Origin of the sequence: Martinezella rhizogenes (assembly GCF_000799715.1) — a bacterium.
Classification (GTDB): Bacteria; Pseudomonadota; Alphaproteobacteria; order Rhizobiales; family Rhizobiaceae; genus Rhizobium; species Rhizobium rhizogenes_C.
Window position 1 is genome coordinate 103,500 of sequence record NZ_JUHG01000016.1, and the last position, 22,126, is coordinate 125,625.

Below are 22,126 nucleotides of genomic sequence, written 5' to 3' on the forward strand. Positions count from 1 at the left end.
CCTATTCATCAACCGCGGGAGCCTTGGCGTCAATTAGCGCCACCAAAGTTTCAAGCCGGTCCGCCTCATAGGGCGGCTTCTCTGGCCGGAGACGGGAAATGCGCGGAAACCGCATGGCGACGCCGGATTTATGCCGCGTCGAGCGGTTGATCCCCTCGAAGGCGACTTCAAGGACAAAGCCGAAATCGCGGTCGGCCCGCACTGCCCGCACAGGACCGAAACGATCGACCGTATTGTTGCGCACGAACTTGTCGAGCACTTCGAGTTCGGCATCCGTGAAGCCGAAATAGGCCTTGCCGACCGGCACTAGCTGTTCGCCCTCCGGCGTCATCGACCAGACCCCGAAGGTGAAATCCGAATAATAGCTGGAGCGCTTGCCATGTCCGCGCTGGGCATACATCAGCACCGCATCGACGTTATAGGGATTGCGCTTCCATTTGAACCAAGGCCCCTTGGCCCGGCCGGCGAGATAGGCGCTGTCGCGGCGCTTGATCATGACGCCTTCGATGACGGGATCGGGCGGAGACGAACGCAGCTGATCGAGCTCCTCCCAGGAGGTAAAATCGACCAGCGGCGACAGATCGAAACGATCGTGTGGTGCCGCCTCGATGATCTCCTTCAGCCGCTCGCGCCGGTCGAGAAAACCACGAGCGCGCACATCTTCTTCGCCGTCGAACAGCAGGTCATAGGCGCGGATGAAGGCCGGATACTCCTCCAGCATCTTCGCTGTCACCGTCTTGCGGTTCAGCCGCTGCTGTAGGTCGGAGAAGGTGCGCGTCGGACTGTTGGAGCGCACGGTGCCGCCGATCAACAGCTCACCGTCGACGACGCCATCGAAGCTGATCGCATCGACGATATCGGGGAAAGCGCCGGAGATGTCGTCGCCCGAGCGGGAATAAAGTTTGCTCGTCGCGCCCGCCCGCGACAGCTGGACGCGGATGCCGTCCCATTTCCATTCGGCGGCAAAATCCTTCGGGTCAAGCCCCGCGAGATCGCCCTGTTCGACTGGATTGGCCAGCATGACGGAATGAAAGATCGCCGGCGTCGCCAATACCGGCCGATCGCCTTTGCCCTCCAGCCATTGGAACAGGCTTTCATAGGGCGGCTGCAACCCGTGCCACAGCGTTTCGATCTCGGTCACGTCCTTACCGCTCAGCTCCGCCAGCGCCTGCTTGGCAAGCCGTGCCGACACGCCGATCCGCAATGCGCCGGTCGCGAGCTTCATGAAGGCGAAGCGGCCCGATGTGTCCAGCTGGTCCAGCAGATCGCGAACGAAGCCGCGCACCTCGGTACGCCCCAGCGCATTCATGCGGCGCACGACCTCGCCGAGCCTCGGCTGCTCACCGGGCGGGCGGACGATATCGCTTTCCTTGTCCCAGACCAGCGAGATGGTCTCGGCGAGATCGCCGACATAATCATAGGAATAGCGGAACAGCACATCGTCCATGCGCTCCAGCACCAGTTCACGCAGCATCGCCGGCTTGACGTTACGCACTTCCAGCGTGCCCGCGATCGCGGCCAGCCCGTAACCGCGATCCGGGTCGGGCGTATCGCGGAAATAGTCGGTCAACAGCTTCAGCTTGCCGTTGCGGCTCGGCGTCAGCACCAGACGGTCGAGAAGATCAGCGAAAGCTTTCATCAGTCGCCCTCATCTTCATAGCCGATCAGATGCAGCGGCTTGGCCGTGATGCCCTGTAATTCGCACCAGCGCACAAGGGCCTCCTCGCGCCCATGCGTGACCCAGACCTCGCCCGGCTTCAGCTCCGAGATCGTCTCGGTCAGTTCCGGCCAATCGCAATGATCCGAGATAACCAGCGGCAGCTCGACGCCGAGTTGCTTGGCGCGCTGGCGCACCATCATCCAGCCCGAAGCAAAGGCCGGCAGGGGATCATGAAACCGCCGCGCCCAGCGATCCTGGAAAGCGGAAGGCGGGCCGACGACGATGGCGCCTTTGAAGATCGACTGATCGCGGCTTTCCACGGTTGCCGGCAACAATTCGCCAAGCGCAATTCCCTGCCCGGCATAATAGTCGCACAGGGTCTCCAGTGCGCCGTGGATATAGATCGGCCTGTCGTAGCCGGCATCGCGCAACAGCCGGATGACGCGCTGCGCCTTGCCGAGCGCATAGGCGCCGACCAGATGGGTGCGCTCCGGAAACTGCCGGAGCGAGGCCAGCAGCTTTTCCGTCTCCGCCATCGGATCGGGATGGTGGAAGACCGGCAGCCCGAAGGTCGCCTCGGTGATGAAGACGTCGCATGGGACCGGCACGTAAGCCGCGCAAGTCGGGTCCGGTCGCCGCTTGTAGTCGCCGGAGACGACAATGCGCAGCCCATCCTTCTCCACCGCGATCTGCGCGGAACCGAGCACATGACCGGCCGGATGGAACCGCACCTTCACATCGTTGATGATCACTTCCTCACTGAGGCCGACCGCCTGCTCCGATCCGGCGAAACCGCTGCCGTAGCGTATCCGCATGATATCCAGGGTCTGGCGGGTGGCGAGCACATGGGCATGGCCGGCGCGGGCATGATCGGAATGCCCATGCGTGATCAACGCCCGCTCCACCGGTCGCACCGGATCGACATAGAAGCCGCCGATCGGACAGAACAGCCCCTCGGGGGCGGGATAAAGCAGTTGCTCCGGTTTCATAGATGAAAGGATAGCGCGATTTGCGCAATTATGTAGCGATCAGCGATGCTTTTCGACCGAATCCGCGTACAGGCGGCTGATCGGGCAGGTCGAAGACTAGGACATCCTCGCTATAGGGCTTCGCCTTGGCAACGACGACACCGTTCGGATCGACGATCGCGCTGCTGCCATAACTCAGCCAGCCATCGTCATTGCTGCCGACGACATCCGATGCCATGACCCAGCACCCCGTATGCCGGGCGCATACTTGTAGGCCGGAGATGCCTGGCTTATGCCACTTCTCCGCCTTGTGCGGCCGCAGCATCAAATTGATGGGATTGCAGATCAGGCCCGCGCCCTGTCTGGCAAGCCGGGATGCCGTGTAGGGATATCTGAGATCGGCGCAGATATTGATACCAAATCGCCAATCGTCCAGCGCCCAGACCGGAAAATCCGTTCCCGGCGTACAGCCGCTTTCCAGCGGATGCGCCTTGGCATAGACCCCGATTATCCGGCCCGCCTTTACGACCATCGCGCTATTGTAGATCGCCTCCCCCCGCCGCTCGAAAAGCCCGATGATCGCCGTCGTCCTTGCCGATGCGCAGCGGCCGACCAAGGCAATCAGGGCGGGGTCATCGAGTGAGAGTGCGCGCCGCCTGGCAATGGCTTCGTCGTAGCTGTGCCCCTGAAGATAGCATTCGGGGAAAAGAGCGAGGTCGATCCCTTGTGCATCCGCCCATGCGAGGTCACGCGCAAGCACCTCGCCCACCGCATCGACGGCGTCGAACAGTGCCAGACGTTGAAAGGCCGCGATCCGCATGGCGAAGGGCTAACATGCTTCGCGAGTCGTCCACAGAGCGGCGCGTGATTATTTCCGCGTCGGCGCGGAGGTAAACGAAGGAATAAGGCAGAAGGCTTATCGACGCATTTCCGTATCAAATCGGCACAGATACGCGTGGCATGCTTTCTGCTTCAGGAAGGCGTGTTCAGGAGTTCCAGATGCTGCAGCGCCGCGCATTCATCGCCTACATCGCCGCCACGGCCGCGGCCGGCTTGCTTGCGCCGCGCAGCTTTGCTGCGCCACTCGCCAAGATCGCCGGGGCCGAAATGCGCGGGCCGATCGATGCCATCGTCTACAAGACGAAGCCGGGCACCAGCGATGTCAGGAGCGGCAAGCTGCAGGCAATGATCGACAGTGCCGCACGCGACAACCTGCCTCTCTTCCTGCCGCCTGGAAATTACAACATCTCGAACCTGACCCTGCCGGACAACACCCGTATCAGCGGCGTGCCCGGCGCCTCGCGGCTGGTCTATAGCGGCGACGGCCATCTGATGAGCGCCGACAAGGCCAAGCGCATCGAACTCTCCGGCCTGGTGCTCGACGGCGGCAACCGCTGGCTTGCCGACTATACCGGCGGGCTGCTGCAATTTACCGGCGTCGACGAGGTGCTCATCGACAATTGCGAGATTGCCGGCAGCCGCAAGCATGCGCTGCAACTGGAGCGCTGCGGCGGGCGGATCGAGCGCAGCCGGATATCGGGTGCTGCCGATGCCGGCCTCTATTCCGTCCAGTCGGCCGGTTTGATGGTTACGGACAACACGGTCGAGGATTGCGGCAATGGCGGCATCCTCATCCACCGCTGGGACAAGGGCGAGGACGGCAGCATCGTCACCGGCAACCGCATCGCCCGCATCGGCGCCAATGACGGCGGCACCGGCCAGAACGGCAACGGCATCAACATTTTTCGCGCGGGTGGCGTTCTCGTCTCCAGCAACCGAATCGCCGATTGCGCCTTCACCGCTGTGCGAGCCAATTCGGCATCGAACGTGCAGATATCAAGCAATCAATGCCTGCGCTCCGGCGAAACGGCGATCTTCTGCGAGTTCGAATTCGAGGGAGCCATCGTCAGCAACAACCTGGTCGACGGGGCTGCGAACGGCATCGCGATTGCCAATTTCGACAAGGGCGGCCGGCTTGCCAGCGTCACCGGCAATATCATCCGCAACCTGTCGCTGACCGGCCCCTATCCACAGGAAAGTGGCTTCGGCATCGGCATCTCCGCCGAAGCCGATACGTTGATTGCCTCCAACGTTATCGAAAACGCTCCGCTCTGGGGCCTGAAACTCGGCTGGGGTCCCTATCTCCGCGATCTCGTCGCCACCGGTAACATCATTCGCCAAACGCCGATCGGCTGCGTCGTCTCCGTCGTCGAGGGCGCAGGTTCGGCGGTGATTTCGGACAATCTGTTCCAAGAGGTGGAAAAAGGCGCGATCATCGGCTTCCGCTGGGACAAGCCGGCGACGGGCGATTTGACGGTGAAGGGACAAGAAGAGTTTCCGCAGCTGACAATCGAGAAAAACAGGCGGGCCTAGCCGCTATCTCCACTTCGGCTGCCGCCGCTCGAAGAAGGCGGCAAGCCCTTCTCTTGCCTCCTCGCTCTCCCACGCCTCCACCAGTTGCTCGATGACGCGATCGATGAGTTCATCGGTGATCGGCATACCGAGAGAGCGAGCCAGTGCCTTTGCGCGGGCGGCTGCCTGTGGCGAGGCGGCGAGAAAATGACGGACCTCGGATTCGACGGCATCGTCCAGCGCATCCTCGGGAACGACACGGGAGAGCAGCCCGGCGGCATGGGCCTGCCAGGCATCGATGATCTTGCCGGAAAGGAAGAGCGGCCGGGCATTCGCTTCACCGATGCGGGCGATGACATAGGGGCTGATGGTAGCCGGGATGATGCCGAGACGCACTTCCGTCAGGCCGAAGCGGGCGGTGGCTGCGGCAATCGTCATGTCGCAGACGCTCAAGATGCCGATGCCGCCGCCGAAGGCGTTGCCGTGCACCCGGGCGAGCAGCGGCTTCGGCATCTCGTTCAAAGCCTTGAACAGCATCGCCAGCCGGCGGGCTTCAACGATACGGCCGGCGCGGGTGGCGTCGAATTGGGCGCGCATCCAATCGAGATCGCCGCCGGCGCAGAAACTTGCCCCCTCGCCCGTAAGGACGACGACGCGCACGCGCTCATCGCCGCCGAGATCATGGGCCGCCGCCGTCAGGGCATCGATCATCTCGGCCGACAAGGCGTTGTGCTTTTCCGGACGCGCTAGGGTGAGCCGGGCAACACCGCGTTCGTCGATGGCGATACGGATCGTTTGCGATGTCATGCGGCACTCCTGAGACTGCGGGCGAAGGTGGCGGCGTGGGTGAGTTTCTCCTCATCAAGGCCGGTTTCGAAGCCTCGCATCGTCAGATAGTCGTGGACCGCAACGGTGTCGACATTGCCCTTGGCGCCCGGTGCGAAAGGGCAACCGCCGAGGCCGCCGGCGGAGGCGTCGAACACCCTGAGGCCGCGTTCCAGGGCGACGGCGATGTTATCCAGCGCCCGGCCCGACGTATCGTGAAAATGGCCGGCCAGCATGGCGGCGGGAAGCTCGCCAAGCACGGCTTCCAACATCCTGTTCACCGCCTCCGGCGTGCCTCTGCCGATCGTGTCCCCCAGGCTGATCTCGTAGCAGCCGAGCCCGCCCAGCAACCCGGCAACGCTGGCGGCATTCGCCGGCGGCATGGTGCCTTCATAGGGGCATTCGACAACGCAGCTCACATAGCCGCGCAGGGGAATGCCGCGATTTCGGCACGCCTCGGCCACCGGCCGGAAGCGCTCAATGCTTTCGGCGATGGAGCAATTGATGTTGCGCATCGAAAAACTCTCAGAGGCCGAAGCGAAGATCGCCACCTCGTCGGCACCGGCCGCAAGCGCTTCCTCGAACCCTCGCCTGTTCGGCGTCAGCACCACGTATTTGATATCAGGCCTGCGTTTGATCCCGGCCATGACCTCGGCGGCATCGGCAAGCTGTGGCACCCATTTCGGGCTGACGAAACTGGTAACCTCGATGCGCTCGAAGCCGCAGTCGGAGAGCAGATCCACCAGTTTGATCTTGTCCTGCGTCTCGATCTGCCGCTCTTCGTTCTGCAAGCCGTCTCGTGGCGCCATTTCGACGATGGTGACATGGTTGGGAGCACGATCGATCATTGCGTATCCTCCGGACGGAGCGACAGCAGCACCGCGCTTTCGCTGGTCTGGTCGCCTTCGCCGACATTCAGGCTTTCCACCACGCCATCGCGTGTCGCGGCCAGCGTCAGCTCCATCTTCATGGCCTCCATGACGATCAACGCCTGGCCCTTCGCCACAACGTCGCCTTCCCGCACCCGGACGATCTTGACGAGGCCGGGCATCGGCGCAATCAGCCGGTCGCCGCCGGCCGCCTCTTCCGCCCCACCGTCCAGCGGATCGGGCCAATGGAAATGATGGGTGCGGCCATCGAGGAAAAGCGTCATGCCGTGTGGCGCCCGGAAGACGGTGGCGCTCATTTGCCGGCCATCGATCTCCACTCGGCAAATATCGTCACCACGATCGACAAGACGAACGGCGACAGAACGATCATCGACATGTACCGAGAAGAGATCCCATCCTTTCGCAATCACGCGGCAACTCGTTTGACCGCCGCCATGATGCAAAACGACGGGACGGCTTGCCTCGCCCCAAAGCTGCCATGCGCCAAGCGACGCCCAAGGGTCATCGCTCAAGGAGCGCGTCAGACCACCCACCTCGACGATGGCGGCAATGGCGAGCGCAATATCGTCAGGCGGCTGCACCGACGTCAACGCCTCCACCTCGCGGTCGATCAGGCCCGTATCCGGATGGCCGGCGACGAAATCCGGTTGTTCGCTCAGGCGGATCAGGAAATCGAGATTGCTCGCCGTCCCCGCCACCTGCGTATCCCGCAGCGCCCGCGTCAGCTTGCCGAGTGCCGCCTCGCGGGTCGGAGCGTGGACGATAAGCTTGGCGATCAGCGGATCGTAGTATGGCGTGATGCTGTCGCCCTGGCGCACCCCAGCATCGATGCGGGCATCGCCCTCGGGAAATCTCAGATGCGCCAGTGTGCCTGTCGCCGGTAAGAAACCGCGCGACGGATCCTCGGCGTAAAGCCGTGCCTCGAAGGCCCAGCCGTCTATCGCCAGTTCGGCTTGCGTCTTCGGCAAGGGCTCGCCGCTGGCGACCCGCAATTGCCACTCCGCCAAGTCGACGCCTGCAATCGCCTCGGTGACGGGGTGCTCGACCTGCAAGCGCGTATTCATCTCCATGAAGAAGAACCGGTCCGGCAATAGGCCCTGCGAGACATCGGCGATGAATTCGACGGTACCGGCGCCGCGATAGTCGATGGCGCGCGCCGCCCGCACCGCGGCTTCGCCCATGGCACTGCGCATCTCCGCTGTCATGCCGGGGGCCGGCGCCTCCTCGATCACCTTCTGGTGCCGCCGCTGAAGTGAGCAATCGCGCTCGAAGAGATGCACGACATTGCCTTGGCTGTCACCGAACACCTGGATTTCGATGTGACGGGGCTGGATTAGATATTTCTCGATCAGCACGGCGTCATCGCCAAAAGCCGATTTCGCCTCGCGCCTTGCCGCCTCCAACGCCGCCGCGAAATCCTCCGGCCGGTCGACGCGGCGCATGCCCTTGCCGCCGCCGCCAGCCCGCGCCTTGATCAGGACTGGAAAGCCGATCTCCGCCGCCCGCTTGGCGAGAAAGCCCGCATCCTGCTTGTCGCCGTGATAGCCGGGGACGACCGGCACACCGGCTTTCTCCATGAGCGCCTTGGCCGCATCCTTGAGGCCCATGGCCCGGATGGAAGCGGGCGATGGGCCGATGAAGGTCAGTCCGGCCGCTTCAATGGCCTCGGCGAAATCGGCATTTTCCGAAAGAAAGCCATAGCCCGGATGGATGGCTTCAGCGCCGGATCGCTGTGCGGCCGCGATGATCCGCTCCTTCGAAAGATAGCTCTCGCTGGCGGTGGACGCCCCGATATGGATCGCTTCATCGGCAAGCGCCACATGCAGAGCACCGACATCGGCGTCGGAATAAACGGCGACCGTGCGGATGCCCATGCGCCTTGCCGTCCGGATGATCCGGCAGGCGATTTCTCCGCGATTGGCGATCAATATCTTCGAAAACATCAACAGATCCTATTGCGCGGCAATGACCTCGACTTCGAGCAGCCATGCGGTGTCGAAAATGCCAGCGATCACCACCGTCATCGCCGGAGCAAGCGAGCCCAGATATTCGCTGCGGATCTCGCGGTTCTCGAGCGTGTGGTGACGATCGACGAGATAGGTGGTGACCTTGACGATATCGGTCTTGCCCATGCCGGCGGCCTTGAGCTGGGCATCGACATTGAGCCAGACCTGCCGGGCCTGCGCCTGAAACCCCTCGGGAAGCGCATCGTCGGCGGTCGTCGGAATCTGGCCGCTGACGAACAGCAGTTTCTGGAAATTCTCGAGCTTCACCGCCTGGGCGTAGCCGCCGCGCGGCTGGGGGGCGTTCTTGGCATTAATAGCGTCGCGTTTCATCTCAATCTCCTCACATCCTGAACAAGCCAAAGCGTGTGTCTTCGATCGGCGCGTTGAGCGCGGCCGACAGCGATAGCGCCAGCACATCGCGGCTCTTGCGCGGGTCGATGACGCCGTCGTCCCAAAGGCGGGCCGAGGCATAGAGCGGGTGGCTCTGGGTTTCGAACATCTTTAGCGTCGGCGCCTTGAAGGCCGCCTCCTCTTCTTTCGTCCAGGGCTTGCCGGCACGTGCTAACGCTTCGCCGCGTACGGTCGCAAGTACACCGGCAGCCTGCTCTCCACCCATGACGGAGATGCGGCTGTTCGGCCAGGTCCAGAGAAAGCGCGGCGAATAGGCGCGACCGGACATGCCGTAATTACCCGCGCCGAAGGAGCCGCCGATCAGCATGGTGATCTTCGGCACCTTGGTCGTCGCCACCGCCGTCACCAGCTTGGCGCCGTGCTTGGCGATGCCCTCGGTCTCGTATTTTCGGCCGACCATGAAGCCGGTGATGTTTTGCAGGAAGACCAGCGGGATCTTGCGCTGCGAGCAAAGCTCGACGAAATGCGCACCCTTCAGCGCCGATTCCGAAAACAGTACGCCATTGTTGGCGATAATGCCGACCGGAATACCGTGGACATGAGCGAAGCCGCAGACCAGCGTCGCGCCATAACGCGCCTTGAATTCATCGAAGCGGGAGCCGTCGACGACGCGGGCGATGACCTCGCGGACATCATAGGGCGTGCGCAGATCGGAGGGCACGATGCCGAGGATTTCTTCCGGGTCATAGAGTGGTGGCTCCGGTGCGCGCAGTTCGACCGTCACCGGCTTGTGGCGATTGAGATTGGCGACTGCTTGCCGCGCCAAGGCGAGCGCATGGGCATCGTCACGCGCCAGATGATCGGCAACACCGGAGAGACGCGTGTGCACATCGCCGCCGCCCAGGTCTTCGGCCGATACCACCTCACCGGTCGCGGCTTTGACCAAAGGCGGGCCTGCGAGAAAGATCGTTCCCTGCCCCTCGACGATGATGGTTTCGTCGGACATCGCGGGCACATAGGCGCCACCCGCCGTGCAGGACCCCATGACCACGGCGATCTGCGGAATGCCCGCCGCCGACATATTGGCCTGATTGTAGAAAATACGGCCGAAGTGATCGCGGTCCGGAAAAACCTCGTCCTGGTTCGGCAGATTGGCGCCACCGGAATCGACAAGATAGAGGCAGGGCAGATTGTTTTCCGCCGCGATCTCCTGCGCCCTCAGATGTTTTTTCACCGTGACCGGATAATAGGTGCCGCCTTTGACCGTGGCATCGTTGCAGACGATCATACAATCACGGCCGGAAACGCGGCCAACGCCGGTGATCAGCCCGGCGCCCGGCGCTTCATCGCCATAGAGGCCATGTGCCGCCGTCGCGCCGATTTCGAGAAAGGGCGTCACCGGATCGATCAGTCCCGCCACCCGATCGCGCGGCAACATCTTGCCGCGACCGACATGCCGCTCACGCGCCTGCGCGCCGCCACCTTCCGCTGCCCGCAAGGCTGCCGCCTCGGCCACTCCGATCGCCTCCAGCATCGCGGCGCGATTGTCCCTGAACCGGTCCGAATGGGTGGAGATCTCTGATTTCAGGACGGTCATGCGGCATCACCAAAGTGCTGGGGTGAAATCTTGAAGTCAAATGGTCTCGGCAAACAGCTCCCGCCCGATCAGCATGCGGCGGATTTCGGAGGTGCCGGCGCCGATCTCATAGAGCTTGGCGTCGCGCAGCAGCCGTCCGGCGGGGTAATCGTTGGTGTAACCGTTGCCGCCGAGCGCCTGGATGCATTCGAGCGCCAGCGCGGTCGCCTTTTCGGCGGCGTAAAGAATGCAGCCGGCGGCGTCCTTGCGGGTCGTTTCGCCGCGATCGCAGGCGGCGGCGACCGCATAGACATAGGCGCGGGCGGCATTCATCGTCACATACATGTCGGCAAGCTTGCCCTGCATCAGTTGGAATTCGCCGATCGGCTGGCCGAACTGCTTGCGCTCGTGCAGATAGGGCAGCACGACGTCCATGCAGGCGGCCATGATGCCGAGCGGGCCGCCAGAGAGGACGACGCGCTCATAATCGAGACCGGACATCAGCACGCGGGCGGCGCCATCGACCTGACCCAGCACATTCTCCGCCGGGACTTCGCAGTCGATAAAAATCAGCTCCGAGGTGTTGGAGCCGCGCATGCCGAGCTTGTCGAGCTTCTGGCCGACGGAGAAACCCTCGAACCCTTTCTCGACCAGAAAAGCGGTGATGCCGCGCGGGCCGGCATCCGGCGTGGTCTTAGCGTAGACGACCAGCACTTCGGCATCCGGGCCGTTGGTGATCCACATCTTGCTGCCATTCAAAATATAGCGGTCACCGCGCTTTTCAGCCTGCAGTTTCATCGAGACGACATCGGAGCCAGCGCCCGGCTCGGACATGGCGAGCGCGCCTACATGCTCGCCGGAAATCAGCTTCGGCAGGTAGCGCGCCTTTTGCGCCTCGCTCCCGTTACGATTGATCTGGTTGACGCAGAGATTGGAATGGGCGCCGTAGCTGAGGCCGACCGAGGCCGAGGCGCGGCTGATTTCTTCCATGGCGACCGTGTGCGCGAGATAGCCGAGGCCGGCGCCGCCATAGGCATCATCGGCGGTGATACCGAGCAGGCCCAGCTCCCCCATCTCCTGCCACAGATGCATCGGAAAGCCATTGTTGCGATCGATCTCGTCGGCAAGCGGCGCGATACGGCGGTCGGCAAAACGGCGCACGCTGTCGCGCAGTGCCTCGATCTCCTCGCCGAGCGCGAAATTCAATCCCCCCTCATACATGGCGTTCTCCTCCCGCTTCTCTCCTGAACATCACGCCGCGTCGGCGGGAACGTGCTGCTTCTCCTGCGGCATTTCATAAGTCTTGAGCTTCTCGGCGATCCGCGCCATGACCTTCCGGGCGGCCTCTTCCTTCACCGGTCCGTAGCCTCTGATCTCATCGAACAATGACAGAATAGCAAGGGCCTCCGTCTCATTGTCCGCACGCAGGCGGCTGAGGACACGCTCGGCGATTGCTTCATATTCGCCAATCAACCGACGCTCGAGCCGACGTTCGGCCATATAGCCGAAGGGATCGAAGGCGGTGCCGCGCAGCCGTTTCATCGGCGCGAGCCACCGTAGGACCGGCAAGATCCAGGGTCCGAATTCACGCTTCCTGGGCCGTCCGTTCGGATCCTTGCCGGCAAGCATCGGCGGGGCGAGATTGAGGGCCAGTTTGAAATCGCCTTCCATCTCATCGCGCAAATGCGCCTCGAAGGCAGGATCGCTCAAAAGCCGCGCTACCTCATATTCGTCCTTATAGGCCAGCACCCGCGCATAGGTGACGGCAACGGCGAAGGGCACCTTGTCGGAAAGCTGGGCTTTGGCGGCTGCTGCCGAAGCGCGCGTGACGAAAGCGACATAACGGTCGGCAAGAGCGGCATTCTGGTAGGCGGTCAGATGCGTCTTGCGGTGGGTGATGAGCTCGCCGAGGCTCATCTCCACTAGCGTCTTTTTCGCATCCGGCTCGGTCATCATCTCATGCACGGCTTGCGGATCATGCGCCAGCAGCCGGCCCCAATGGAAGGCGGAGAGGCTGGCCTTGACCGCCACACCATTGAGCTCGATCGCCTTCTCGATGGCTTCCAGCGACAGCGGCAGAAGACCGCGTTGCCAGGCAAAGCCGGTGAGCAGGATATTGGTCGACATGGCATCGCCGGTGACTTCGCTCGCGACATGGCCGAAATCCAGGAAGACGGATTTGTCGGAGACGGTCTTGGCAATGGCGTGCTGCACCGAACCGACCTTGAAATCGAAATCGCGATTGCGGACAAAATCTGCAACCGGCATCAGGCCGGTGTTGACGATGGCGGTGGTGCGGGCGGAAGAGCAGAGCGTGATCGCATCCTTCGACGCGCCGACCACTTCGTCGGCGGAAAGCAACAGGTCGGCGCCGCCGTTGACGATGCGCGACGAGGTGACGTCGGCCTGATTGTGGCCGATGCGCAGATGGCTCATGACAGCCCCGCCTTTTTGCGCGAGACCCGCCATATCGAGGATCATCGGCACCTTGCCGTCGAGATGCGCGGCCATACCGAGGATGGCGCCGATGGTCAAAATACCGGTGCCGCCGACGCCGGCGATGGCGATGTTCCAGGGACGCTCGCCGAGAGCCGGGACTTCCGGCATCGGCACCTCAACATCGGCATGTTCCAGCGCCTTGCGCTTGCGGCGCTTGCCGCCGTGGACGGTGACGAAGGAGGGGCAGAAGCCCTTCACGCAGGAGAAGTCCTTGTTGCAGCTCGACTGGTTGATCTGCCGCTTGCGGCCGAATTCGGTCTCCAGCGGCTCGACGGAAATGCAGTTGGACTGCACCGAGCAATCGCCGCAGCCTTCGCAGACGGCAGGATTGATGAAGACGCGCTTGGCCGGGTCTTCGAGCAGACCGCGGCTGCGACGGCGGCGCTTTTCCGCGGCGCAGGTCTGGACATAGACGATGGCCGAGCAGCCCTCGGTCTCGCGCAGCGTCAGCATGACCTGATCGATATTGTCGCGATGCAGGACCTTGACGCCGGGAGCCAGATCCGATGCCGAATAGGCCTCCGGACTTTCCGAGAGCAGATAGATCGGCTTAACACCTTCGCCGTGCAGCTGGCGGGTGACGAGTTCCGGCGTCAGATAGCCGTCGATCGGTTGACCGCCGGTCATGGCGACGGCGTCGTTATAGAGTAGCTTGTAGGTGATATTGACCTTGGCGGCGACGGACTGGCGGATGGCGAGAATGCCGGAATGGAAATAGGTGCCATCGCCAAGATTGGCGAACATGTGCTTCTCGTCGGTATAGCGGGCGATTGCCGTCCACGGCACGCCTTCGCCGCCCATCTGCGTGAAGGTCTCGGTCTTGCGGTCCATCCAGGTGACCATGTAGTGGCAACCGATGCCGGCCATGGCGCGGCTGCCCTCTGGGACGCGGGTCGAGGTATTGTGCGGACAGCCGGAGCAGAAAAACGGCGTGCGGTTCACCGGCGCAACATGGGTGCGGCTGATCTGCCCGCGCTCGGCGAGATAGGTGAGCTTGGCGGCGATGCGATCATGCAATGAGGAATCGAGATCGAGCTTGACGATGCGGCCGGCAATGGCGCGAGCCACCGAGCCGACGGTCAGCGCCGCCGACAGGCTGAGATAGGGCTTGTCGTGCTCGTCGAACTTGCCGACGATGCGCGGGCGCACATCGGAGCGCCAGTTGAAGAGCTGCTGCTTGATCTGGTTTTCGATGATCTCGCGCCGTTCCTCGATCACCAGCACCTCGTCCAGCCCCTCGGAGAAATGCCTGACGGCCTCCGGCTCCAGCGGCCAGGGCATGCGGACCTTCAGGATGCGCAGGCCGATGGCGGCCATTTCCCTCGGGCCGATCTCCAGCTCTCGCAGTGCCTGCAGCACGTCCTCATAGGCCTTGCCGGAGGAGATGATGCCGAAGCGGGCGTTGGGCACGTCATGCGTGACTTCATCGACGCGATTGGCGCGGGCAAAGGCGATGGCCGCATAGGCCTTGTAGGTCTGCAATCGATCGTCCTGCACCAGCGGCGGATCGGGCCAGCGTAGGTTCAGGCCGCCGGGCGGCAGCTCGAAATCTGTCGGCAACACGAATTGTCGCCTTTCGCCGGAGAGATCGACGGCAGCCGTCGTCTCGATGGTGTCGGCGATGAACTTCATGCCGACCCAGCAGCCGGAATAGCGCGACATGGCGATGCCGAGCAGGCCGTATTCGAGGAATTCGTGAATGGAAGAGGGATAGAGGACCGGGATGACGGCCGACATGAAATCATGGTCGGTCTGGTGCGGAATGGTGGAAGATTTGGCGGAATGATCGTCGCCGGCGAAACAGAGGACGCCGCCATGCTTCGAAGTCCCGGCGGCGTTGGCATGTTTCAACACGTCGCCCGAGCGATCGACACCGGGGCCTTTGCCGTACCAGATGCCGAGCACACCATCCTTGCGCACGCCGGGCGACAGGCCGACCTGTTGCGTGCCCCAGACGGCGGTGGCGGCGAGGTCTTCATTGATGCCGGGCTGGAAGGTGACGTCGTGCGCGTCGAGATATGTCTTGGCTTTCAGAAGCTGCTGATCGTAGCCGCCGAGCGGCGAGCCGCGATAACCGGATATGAAAGCGGCGGTGTTGAGACCGGCGGCGCGGTCTCGCAGCATCTGGGTCATCGGCAGACGCACCAGCGTCTGCAAGCCGGTCATGAAGACGCGGCCTTCGTCTGCGGTATATTTGTCGTCAAGCGATACGCTCGTCGCCAGCATCTGCTCTCCTCCCGAGATCGCAGTCACCAATTGTGCATGGACTTTTTCGCCGAATGCCTCCTATCGCACCCGATGAAAACCACGACTCGAAATCTAACATGCACGCACGCTAATTTCCGAACAAAGGAGGTGGCGAGACAGCATGATTCGCAAAGATTCCGGGCTTTCTGTGGATATTTTCGTGCTTAGCCCCGCGCACCCATCAAAAGCTTTCATCCAGATATCAGTGGACACCCCTTCCTTTCGCCAATAGCTGCCAATACCCTCGCTCGACTCGAAAACGTCGGAGACGGAACATGCTGACAATCTATGGCGTCTATCGCTCGCGTGCATCGCGCAATTACTGGATGGCGGAAGAACTCGGCATCGAATTCAAGTCCGTGCCGGTCGTGCAGGCCCGCCGGCTGGATAACCCCTTGAGCCCCGATGCGCCGCTCAACACGCTGTCGCCGGAATTCCTGGCCGTGAACCCCATGGCGATGATCCCGAGCATCAAGGACGGCGATCTCGTCATGAACGAATCCCTGGCGATCAATCTCTATCTCGCCCGCAAATATGGCGGTCCGCTCGCCGGCAAGACGGTGGAGGAGGAAGGGCAGCTGTTGATGTGGACCATGTGGGCGGCAACCGAGGTGGAGCCCTATTCCATCGCGCTTGTCAGGATCTACGATAATGGTCTGGAAAACAGTGAGGCCGGCAAGGCCGGGATCGCGGTTGCCTGCCGTTCGATGAAGAAGCCGCTGGATGTGCTGGAGCAGCATCTTCAGAATCAGGATTATATCGCCGGCAACCGCTTCACCGTCGCCGATCTCAACGCCGCCGAGGTCCTTCGCTATGCGCAGACGGAACAAGCGCTGTTCGACAGCCATCCGAAGGTGAAGGTCTGGATCGAGCGCTGCCAGTCGCGCGCCGGCTACAAGGCGATGCAGGCTGCGCGCGGCAAGGAGCCGGCCTGAGACCAACTTACTGGAAGAGCCGCATACTCACTTCCATCTCCTCGCGCATCCAGGCCTTGAAGGCGGTCACCTTCTTGGCCTCGCGCGCACCTTCGGACGTGATAAAATAGTGGCCGAAGCCTGTTTTGGCGCGGATGCCGAAGGGATCGACGAGGCTTTTGTGTTCCAGAGCATGTACCGCCAGCGTCTGCCAGGCGAGCATTACACCCTGGCCGGCCATGGCGGCATCGAGACAGAGCGAAGCATCGTTGAAGATATGGCGCGTTTCCATGCTCTCGCCCGAGAGGCCAACCTCGCTTAGCCAGACATCCCACGTGAACATGGCGTGTCCGTCGATGATTGCGGGCACCTTCAGCAGATCGGCGGGCTCCTTGAGCGTGGCGGCGATCTGCGGCGTGACGACGGGAAACACTTCCTGCGCCAGTAGCAGCTCGGATTTGACGCCCGGCCAATGTCCGCTGCCGACGCGGATGCCGATATCGACATCCGACGTCGCCGGATTGACCAGTTGGGTGGTGGCATCGATGCGCAGGCGGATATCCGGATAACGCTTGGCGAACCGGTCAAGCCGGAACACCAGCCAGCGAGCGGCGAGAACCGGCGCAACCGAGATGGTGAGAATATTGTCGTCGCGATATTGCGCCACGGTCACTGCCGCCGACAACGCCTGAAACCCCTCGCGAAGCCGCGCCAGCACCGCGATACCCGCCTCTGTCACCGCCATGCCCTTCGGCGTACGCTCGAAGACCGGCCGGCCCAGTTGCGCCTCGGCCTTGATGACCTGCTGGCTGACCGCGCCGATGGTGACGCCAAGCTCGTCAGCCGCCGCCTGCAACGACCCAAGCCGGCCGACCGCCTCCAGGGCTCGAAGCCCGTTCAGATGAACGCTGTTGAGATTTCTCATATAGAATATCTATATCAGCATCCTGGCATTCTCAATTGTAATAGTGCGAAATTCGCGCGATCATTGCAGCATACCTACGGAAACCGCCACCGTCCCGCTGATTGACCCGCCGTGAGGCGCGCCACAGCCGGAGAGCAAGGAGGCATGTCATGTCGATACTGAAGCTTTTCTTCAATCACCTGCTGGAGGAAGATCGAGGGCGGGAAGATGACCCACTCAGCCATCCAATGCTGGAAACCATGTCGCTGGAAGAACTGGCCGATCTGCCACTCATGCCGGAAAATCTGGGGCGGCAGATGGAAAGACGGGAAGCCTGTTCGAATGAATGCGCGTAAAGAAATGCGGCGCTGACGAGCACGGCATGAAATCGAACGGCGAAACCGTCGCGATGTCCCTGCCCATCGACCGGTTCCGCGCGCCGAAAAAGCTGCGGGCTACCTTTGACGCCGTCTGATTAAGCCTGCTGCGCAGCCAGTGCCCTTTGCACGGCCGGGCGTTCCAGCATGCGCGCGTGATGAGCGCTGACCTTTTCGAAACGGGCCAGATCGACGCCGTCGCCGGGAAGCCACCGTGTCAGGGTGAAGAGATAGCCGTCGGCGACGGTATATTGCTCGCCCATCACCCATGGACCTTCCAGCATCGTCTCTTCGATCAGCGCAAAGCTTTCGCCCATGGTCTGCGGCACCTTGGCTTTCATCGCCTCAATCGCTGAGGCATCGTCGGTCCAGCGATGGCCACGCATCTTGTGAGCGTGATTGGTATGCACCGTCGATGCGAGATAGCTGTTGAACGCCTGCATGCGGGCGAATTCGAAGGGATCGTCGAGCGGCGCCAGCTTTGCCTGCGGGGCGATCTGGGCGACATAGGCGAGGATCGCCACGTTCTCGGTGAGGACACCCTTGTCGGTGATCAGCGCGGGAACGCGGCCCTTGGGATTGATCGCCAGATACTCCGGCGAACGCTGCTCGCCCTGGGCGAAGCTGACGGGCTTGGCTTCGTAGCCAAGACCGGATTCTTCAAGCGCGATCAGGCTTGCGAGCGCACAGGTTCCCGACGCAAAATACAAATTCAGCATGGTGTCGATTTCCGCTTCGTTGAAGACTGCGCGAACTATAGCCGGTTTGGATTTGGGCGAAAGCATATTCCAGCGCAAAGGTCATTGGGTCGCCCCTCCCGCGCCAGTGCGTCGCAGGGAGGGGCGGCGGCATGCCTTCATGCGCAGCCGGGCACATCCTCCAGCCGATGCCAGACGGGAATGCCGCGCTCGCGGGCGATGCGAACATCGTTGTCAGCACCCTTGGAGTCGCCCGGCAACCTCAGAACACCCTCGCAAAGTTGCAGCAGCCGATGGGCGGTCGGGTGGAAAATCTCTTCATAGAGATCATCGCCGATGCTCTTGCCGCCGGCGGCGTGCCAGACCGGCAGGGCGACCCATTCACCGATCATCGGCAGGTGCCCTGCCCTGAACAGCGCATGGGACGGCTCCTCCAGCCGCTTGAGATTTTCTGCCATCTTCCGGGGATCGTCTCCGGTTCCGGAGCGATAGGGTCCGGCAATCAGGATCAACATGTCACATCTCCTCTTACTCCTGCCTCTTGCAGGAATTTGCACGAAAATGCATTAAATTTCTTGATTGTCGACTCATTTCTGATAAATTCACGATGTATCATGAATTATCGTGCAAAAGCAGGCAACATGCTCACCAGTCAGCGAAAGACCCTCATCCTCGATATCCTGCGCCGCGACGGCCAGGTGATCGCCAAGGCGGTCGCCGACGATCTCGGCCTGTCAGAAGATACGATTCGCCGGGATCTTCGAGAGATGGCGGCGGAAAAGCTGCTGAAGCGCGTGCATGGCGGCGCGCTGCCGCTCTCACCGGAGCTCCCGGATTTTTCAGCGCGGCAAAGCGTATCGTCGGAGGTGAAGCGTCAACTCGGAGCTTATGCGGCGGGGATGGTTCGGCCGGGGCAGACCGTGCTCCTCGACGGCGGCACGACAAATGCGGAGATCGCGCGCCATCTTCCCAGGGACTTTGCCTTCACCATTGTCACCCACAGCCCGACGATCGCAGGCGAATTGGAGCATCACCCCACGGCCGACGTCATCCTGATCGGCGGCAAGCTCTACAAGCATTCGATGGTGGCGACGGGAGCCGTGGCAATGGCTGCGATCTCGCTGCTGCGACCGGACATCTTCTTCCTCGGCGTCACCGCCATTCACCCTGCCCGCGGGCTCTCGACCGGGGACTTCGAGGAGGCCGCCATTAAGCGGCATATTGCCCAATGCTCGGCGGAAACCTATGTGCTGGCGACGCAGGAGAAGCTGGATGCCGCCTCGCCCTGCCACATCCTGCCCATCACGGCGGTTTCGGGCATGATCGTGCCGTCAGGCATTACCGAGGGAAGTCTGGCACCCTATCGAGACGCCGGAGTGAATATCCGCTTCGCATAGAACTTTATCAAGCAGTCAGCACCGCCGTCGCCCTGATATCGCCAACATGAATGAGGTTCCAGTTTTTGAGCGCCTTGTTGGCCATGGCCATCAGCCTGGCATTGATATCACTGTCCTTTTCGAAGAAGCGGGCGAGCGTCGCGGCCACCATCGCTTCGGCGGCGCGGGTGGTGCCGTCATCGCATTTGACTGCGATGGCAATGCCCTGCTCGGGGATCGCCGCGCAGAAGACACCCTCGGCACCGGTCTTGGCGAAAATCTTGCCGGGAGCGATCTGCATCAGCTTTGTGCAGGCACGGTCGGTGCCGGCGACATAGAAGGGCTCGGCCATGCAGGCGTCGATCAGGCGGCGGGAAGCCTTGGCGCGTAGCGGCTCCAGTCCGTTACCGCTCGCCATTTTGGCAAAGCCATGCGCCAGGCTCTTGAGCGGCACGGCGTAGCTCGGGATGGCGCAGCCGTCGATGCCGCAATTGTCGTGGCCGAGCGGCGTACCCGTCAGGCTCTGCATCGTCGCACGGATCTGCTGCTGCAGTGGATGATCGTAGCCGACATAGCCCTTGGGATCGATATCCTGATGAGAGCAGGCGCAGATGAAGCCGGAATGCTTGCCCGAACAGTTGTTGTGAAGCGCCGTCGGCTTGTCGAGGGTGCGCGCCTGATGGATGATCGTCTTCTGGTCGAAGGACCAATGCGCGCCGCATTCGAGCGTGGCGACGTCACGACCAGCCCGCGCAAGCATGGACGCGGCCAGCGCCACATGCTCGTCCTCGCCATTGTGCGAAGAACAGGCCAGCGCCAGCTCCTTATCGCCAAAGCCATAGGCATCCGCCGCGCCGCTCTCGACCAGCGGCAAAGCCTGCATCGCCTTGCAGGCGGAGCGCGGAAATACGCCGCGTTCGATATCGCCAAGCGAGAAAACCAACTTCCCGTCACCATCGACCACCGCGACCGATCCGCGATGACGGCTTTCAACAAGATTTCCACGGGTGACTTCGACGCAGACGGGATTGGACATGATGGAAAGCGCTCTTTGATTTGCGGGATGAGGTATTGTTAGCCGCTGCCGGGAGGGTTGCCAACCGGCATGGGAAGTTGAGGCGTAAGCCTGAAAAGGAATCTGGTCCTCCGACTGGTTCGTGCTATTATCATGAGCACAGCTGATCTGGAGAAGTCCATGCCGCAATCGGCGCGAACCATGCATATCGATTTTCCAAATGAATTGCAGTCCCAGGTCGATGACCTTGCGGTGCAGACCGGTCGCTCGCGCACGGATATTGTAACGGACGCAGTGGAAACGTACCTTCGCAATCAGGCGCGCTGGCAGCTGGATATGGATGCCGCGTTGAAAGATGTCGATGACGGCCTGGGTTATGCCGGCGATGATATCCTGGCATGGCTCGAGAGTTGGGGAGAGGATGCGGAGTTGCCGCAGCCTTCGCTCTTGCGCAAGCAATAGCTTCACTCATGGATATTCGCTTTTCCCGCGACGCTATGCACGATCTGTAGGAACTCAAGCACTGGCTGAGACCGTTGAGCCCACAGGGATATGGCAACGTATCCAAACGTCTCGCTGCCGCGATACAATCACTGAAACAGCAGCCGAATTCGGGTCGCCCGACAATACGCGAGGATATTCGAGAGCTCGTCGAGCCTCGATATGGATTCATAGTCCCCTACATTGTCCGCGATCAAACCATTTGGATACTTCGGGTCTACAGCGCCAGACGGTATCCGCTCAACTATGCCGACTTTCCAGGCTCAGCTGATCCCGCTTGATGCCACCCTTATCCGATAGGCACAACGCCGCGCCCCGAGCAGAATATGCTCTTCCCGCTCCACGCTTGCCGCTAGTGCCGCGCGAAACGTCTCAAGCTCCGACCGGCAGAAGCCGGCGCAGACGCTTGCGGCGGCGCAGATGGGGCAGTGGTTTTCCACCAGCATGACGGAGCCGTCCTCCTCCAGCCAATGATCGGCCATGTAGCCTTCGCGCGTGCGGATGGCCGCAAGCGTGGCAACGCGCGAGGGGAGATCGGAGCCGATATCGATTTCGCTGCGGTAACGCTTCAGCGTCTCCACCTCACGGGCGGAAATCACCGCGTCGACCGCCCCTTGCCCTAGCTGGTCGGCCATGGTCGCCAGAAGCGTCGCGGTCAGGTCAGCATGGCCGTCGGGAAACTGACGGTTGCCGGCAGCCGTCAGATGCCAGAGCTGCCGTGGTCGCCCCCTGCCCGATGCCGCCTCCGTCACGGGTTCGACCAACCCCTCCTCCGCCATCTTCGTCAATTGCTGGCGCACCGCTTCCGACGAGATGCCGAGCGCGCTGCCGAGCGTCGTGGCGAGCTGCGGGCCATCGGTTTTCAACAGGATCAGGATTCGGTTGACGGGCGACTGACGCATTTTTCCAAGTTTTCTCTTGTTTTAATTCCACGACGATGTAATTTTCCAATTTATAACTTGGAAAA

The 22,126-nt window shown here is 62.1% G+C and carries 21 protein-coding genes; 6 read left to right on the forward strand and 15 right to left on the reverse strand.

Translation table 11 applies throughout. The annotated features are described in order from the left end of the window. Nucleotide 1: 1 nt before the first annotated feature. From EX00_RS22780 to EX00_RS22790, 3 genes are read right to left on the reverse strand one after another with little or no spacing between them, the layout of a single operon-like run. Nucleotides 2-1,639: a cisplatin damage response ATP-dependent DNA ligase gene (locus EX00_RS22780; RefSeq protein ID WP_047463271.1), complete on the reverse strand. Its 1,638-nt coding sequence runs from the start codon at nucleotides 1,637-1,639 to the stop codon at nucleotides 2-4. Beyond that, nucleotides 1,639-2,649 (reverse strand): ligase-associated DNA damage response exonuclease, encoded by a 1,011-nt coding sequence (locus EX00_RS22785; RefSeq protein ID WP_047463274.1) that lies wholly within the window; start codon nucleotides 2,647-2,649, stop codon nucleotides 1,639-1,641. Before EX00_RS22785 ends, EX00_RS22780 begins: the two co-directional genes overlap by 1 nt. A 28-nt stretch (nucleotides 2,650-2,677) precedes the next feature. Then, entirely contained in the window at nucleotides 2,678-3,448 is a 771-nt protein-coding gene (locus tag EX00_RS22790; protein ID WP_047463277.1) for a carbon-nitrogen hydrolase family protein, read from the reverse strand. A 179-nt stretch (nucleotides 3,449-3,627) separates the two neighbouring features. On the opposite strand from EX00_RS22790, the gene EX00_RS22795 reads away from it, so the two are divergent. Further along, nucleotides 3,628-5,001, forward strand: coding sequence for a TIGR03808 family TAT-translocated repetitive protein (locus EX00_RS22795; RefSeq protein WP_047463280.1), 1,374 nt, complete (start codon nucleotides 3,628-3,630; stop codon nucleotides 4,999-5,001). A gap of 3 nt (nucleotides 5,002-5,004) precedes the next feature. Here the strand turns inward: EX00_RS22795 and EX00_RS22800 are convergent, their stop codons facing one another. From EX00_RS22800 to EX00_RS22830, 7 genes are read right to left on the reverse strand one after another with little or no spacing between them, the layout of a single operon-like run. After that, a complete protein-coding gene (locus EX00_RS22800; RefSeq protein WP_047463282.1) occupies nucleotides 5,005-5,787 on the reverse strand; it encodes a crotonase/enoyl-CoA hydratase family protein in 783 nt (260 codons plus the stop codon). Continuing rightward, nucleotides 5,784-6,653 (reverse strand): hydroxymethylglutaryl-CoA lyase, encoded by an 870-nt coding sequence (locus EX00_RS22805; RefSeq protein ID WP_047463285.1) that lies wholly within the window; start codon nucleotides 6,651-6,653, stop codon nucleotides 5,784-5,786. The genes EX00_RS22800 and EX00_RS22805 overlap by 4 nt, the downstream gene beginning before the upstream one ends. Next, the gene (locus EX00_RS22810; protein WP_047463287.1) at nucleotides 6,650-8,638 is read right to left on the reverse strand and encodes an acetyl-CoA carboxylase biotin carboxylase subunit; all 1,989 of its coding nucleotides are present in this window, start codon (nucleotides 8,636-8,638) and stop codon (nucleotides 6,650-6,652) included. The genes EX00_RS22805 and EX00_RS22810 overlap by 4 nt, the downstream gene beginning before the upstream one ends. 9 nt (nucleotides 8,639-8,647) lie before the next feature. Then, the gene (locus EX00_RS22815) at nucleotides 8,648-9,031 is read right to left on the reverse strand and encodes a RidA family protein (RefSeq protein ID WP_047463289.1); all 384 of its coding nucleotides are present in this window, start codon (nucleotides 9,029-9,031) and stop codon (nucleotides 8,648-8,650) included. Between the two features lie 10 nt (nucleotides 9,032-9,041). Further along, nucleotides 9,042-10,649 (reverse strand): carboxyl transferase domain-containing protein, encoded by a 1,608-nt coding sequence (locus EX00_RS22820; RefSeq protein ID WP_047463292.1) that lies wholly within the window; start codon nucleotides 10,647-10,649, stop codon nucleotides 9,042-9,044. A 36-nt stretch (nucleotides 10,650-10,685) separates the two neighbouring features. Next, on the reverse strand, nucleotides 10,686-11,849 hold the full coding sequence (locus tag EX00_RS22825) for an isovaleryl-CoA dehydrogenase (RefSeq protein ID WP_047463295.1): 1,164 nt from the start codon (nucleotides 11,847-11,849) through the stop codon (nucleotides 10,686-10,688). A 30-nt stretch (nucleotides 11,850-11,879) separates the two neighbouring features. Next, entirely contained in the window at nucleotides 11,880-15,380 is a 3,501-nt protein-coding gene (locus EX00_RS22830) for an indolepyruvate ferredoxin oxidoreductase family protein (RefSeq protein WP_267884790.1), read from the reverse strand. Between the two features lie 269 nt (nucleotides 15,381-15,649). Here EX00_RS22830 and EX00_RS22835 point away from each other — a divergent pair, with 269 nt between their 5' ends. Further along, complete coding sequence (locus tag EX00_RS22835) at nucleotides 15,650-16,309, forward strand: glutathione S-transferase family protein (protein WP_047463301.1); 660 nt, start codon at nucleotides 15,650-15,652, stop codon at nucleotides 16,307-16,309. 7 nt (nucleotides 16,310-16,316) lie between these two features. Here EX00_RS22835 and EX00_RS22840 read toward each other — a convergent pair whose 3' ends face one another. After that, on the reverse strand, nucleotides 16,317-17,213 hold the full coding sequence (locus EX00_RS22840; RefSeq protein ID WP_047463304.1) for a LysR substrate-binding domain-containing protein: 897 nt from the start codon (nucleotides 17,211-17,213) through the stop codon (nucleotides 16,317-16,319). A 149-nt stretch (nucleotides 17,214-17,362) separates the two neighbouring features. Here EX00_RS22840 and EX00_RS22845 point away from each other — a divergent pair, with 149 nt between their 5' ends. Continuing rightward, complete coding sequence (locus EX00_RS22845) at nucleotides 17,363-17,548, forward strand: hypothetical protein (protein WP_047463306.1); 186 nt, start codon at nucleotides 17,363-17,365, stop codon at nucleotides 17,546-17,548. 119 nt (nucleotides 17,549-17,667) lie between these two features. Here the strand turns inward: EX00_RS22845 and EX00_RS22850 are convergent, their stop codons facing one another. Both EX00_RS22850 and EX00_RS22855 read right to left on the reverse strand, forming a co-directional pair. Beyond that, a complete protein-coding gene (locus tag EX00_RS22850) occupies nucleotides 17,668-18,288 on the reverse strand; it encodes a glutathione S-transferase family protein (protein ID WP_047463837.1) in 621 nt (206 codons plus the stop codon). 137 nt (nucleotides 18,289-18,425) lie between these two features. Next, nucleotides 18,426-18,782 carry an NUDIX hydrolase gene (locus EX00_RS22855; RefSeq protein ID WP_047463310.1) on the reverse strand — a complete coding sequence of 119 codons (357 nt, stop codon included), beginning with the start codon at nucleotides 18,780-18,782 and terminating at the stop codon, nucleotides 18,426-18,428. Nucleotides 18,783-18,908: 126 nt separating this feature from the next. Here EX00_RS22855 and EX00_RS22860 point away from each other — a divergent pair, with 126 nt between their 5' ends. Further along, nucleotides 18,909-19,664, forward strand: coding sequence for a DeoR/GlpR family DNA-binding transcription regulator (locus tag EX00_RS22860; RefSeq protein WP_047463839.1), 756 nt, complete (start codon nucleotides 18,909-18,911; stop codon nucleotides 19,662-19,664). Between the two features lie 7 nt (nucleotides 19,665-19,671). On the opposite strand, the gene EX00_RS22865 is transcribed toward EX00_RS22860, so the two are convergent. After that, nucleotides 19,672-20,679 carry an asparaginase gene (locus EX00_RS22865; protein ID WP_047463313.1) on the reverse strand — a complete coding sequence of 336 codons (1,008 nt, stop codon included), beginning with the start codon at nucleotides 20,677-20,679 and terminating at the stop codon, nucleotides 19,672-19,674. Between the two features lie 159 nt (nucleotides 20,680-20,838). Between EX00_RS22865 and EX00_RS22870 the strand changes: the two genes are divergently transcribed. After that, on the forward strand, nucleotides 20,839-21,120 hold the full coding sequence (locus EX00_RS22870) for a hypothetical protein (RefSeq protein WP_047463316.1): 282 nt from the start codon (nucleotides 20,839-20,841) through the stop codon (nucleotides 21,118-21,120). A 74-nt stretch (nucleotides 21,121-21,194) separates the two neighbouring features. Then, on the forward strand, nucleotides 21,195-21,440 hold the full coding sequence (locus EX00_RS32315) for a type II toxin-antitoxin system RelE/ParE family toxin (protein WP_162184555.1): 246 nt from the start codon (nucleotides 21,195-21,197) through the stop codon (nucleotides 21,438-21,440). Here EX00_RS32315 and EX00_RS22875 read toward each other — a convergent pair. Continuing rightward, entirely contained in the window at nucleotides 21,423-22,061 is a 639-nt protein-coding gene (locus tag EX00_RS22875) for a helix-turn-helix transcriptional regulator (protein ID WP_047463319.1), read from the reverse strand. The genes EX00_RS32315 and EX00_RS22875 overlap by 18 nt on opposite strands. Nucleotides 22,062-22,126 lie beyond the last annotated feature (65 nt).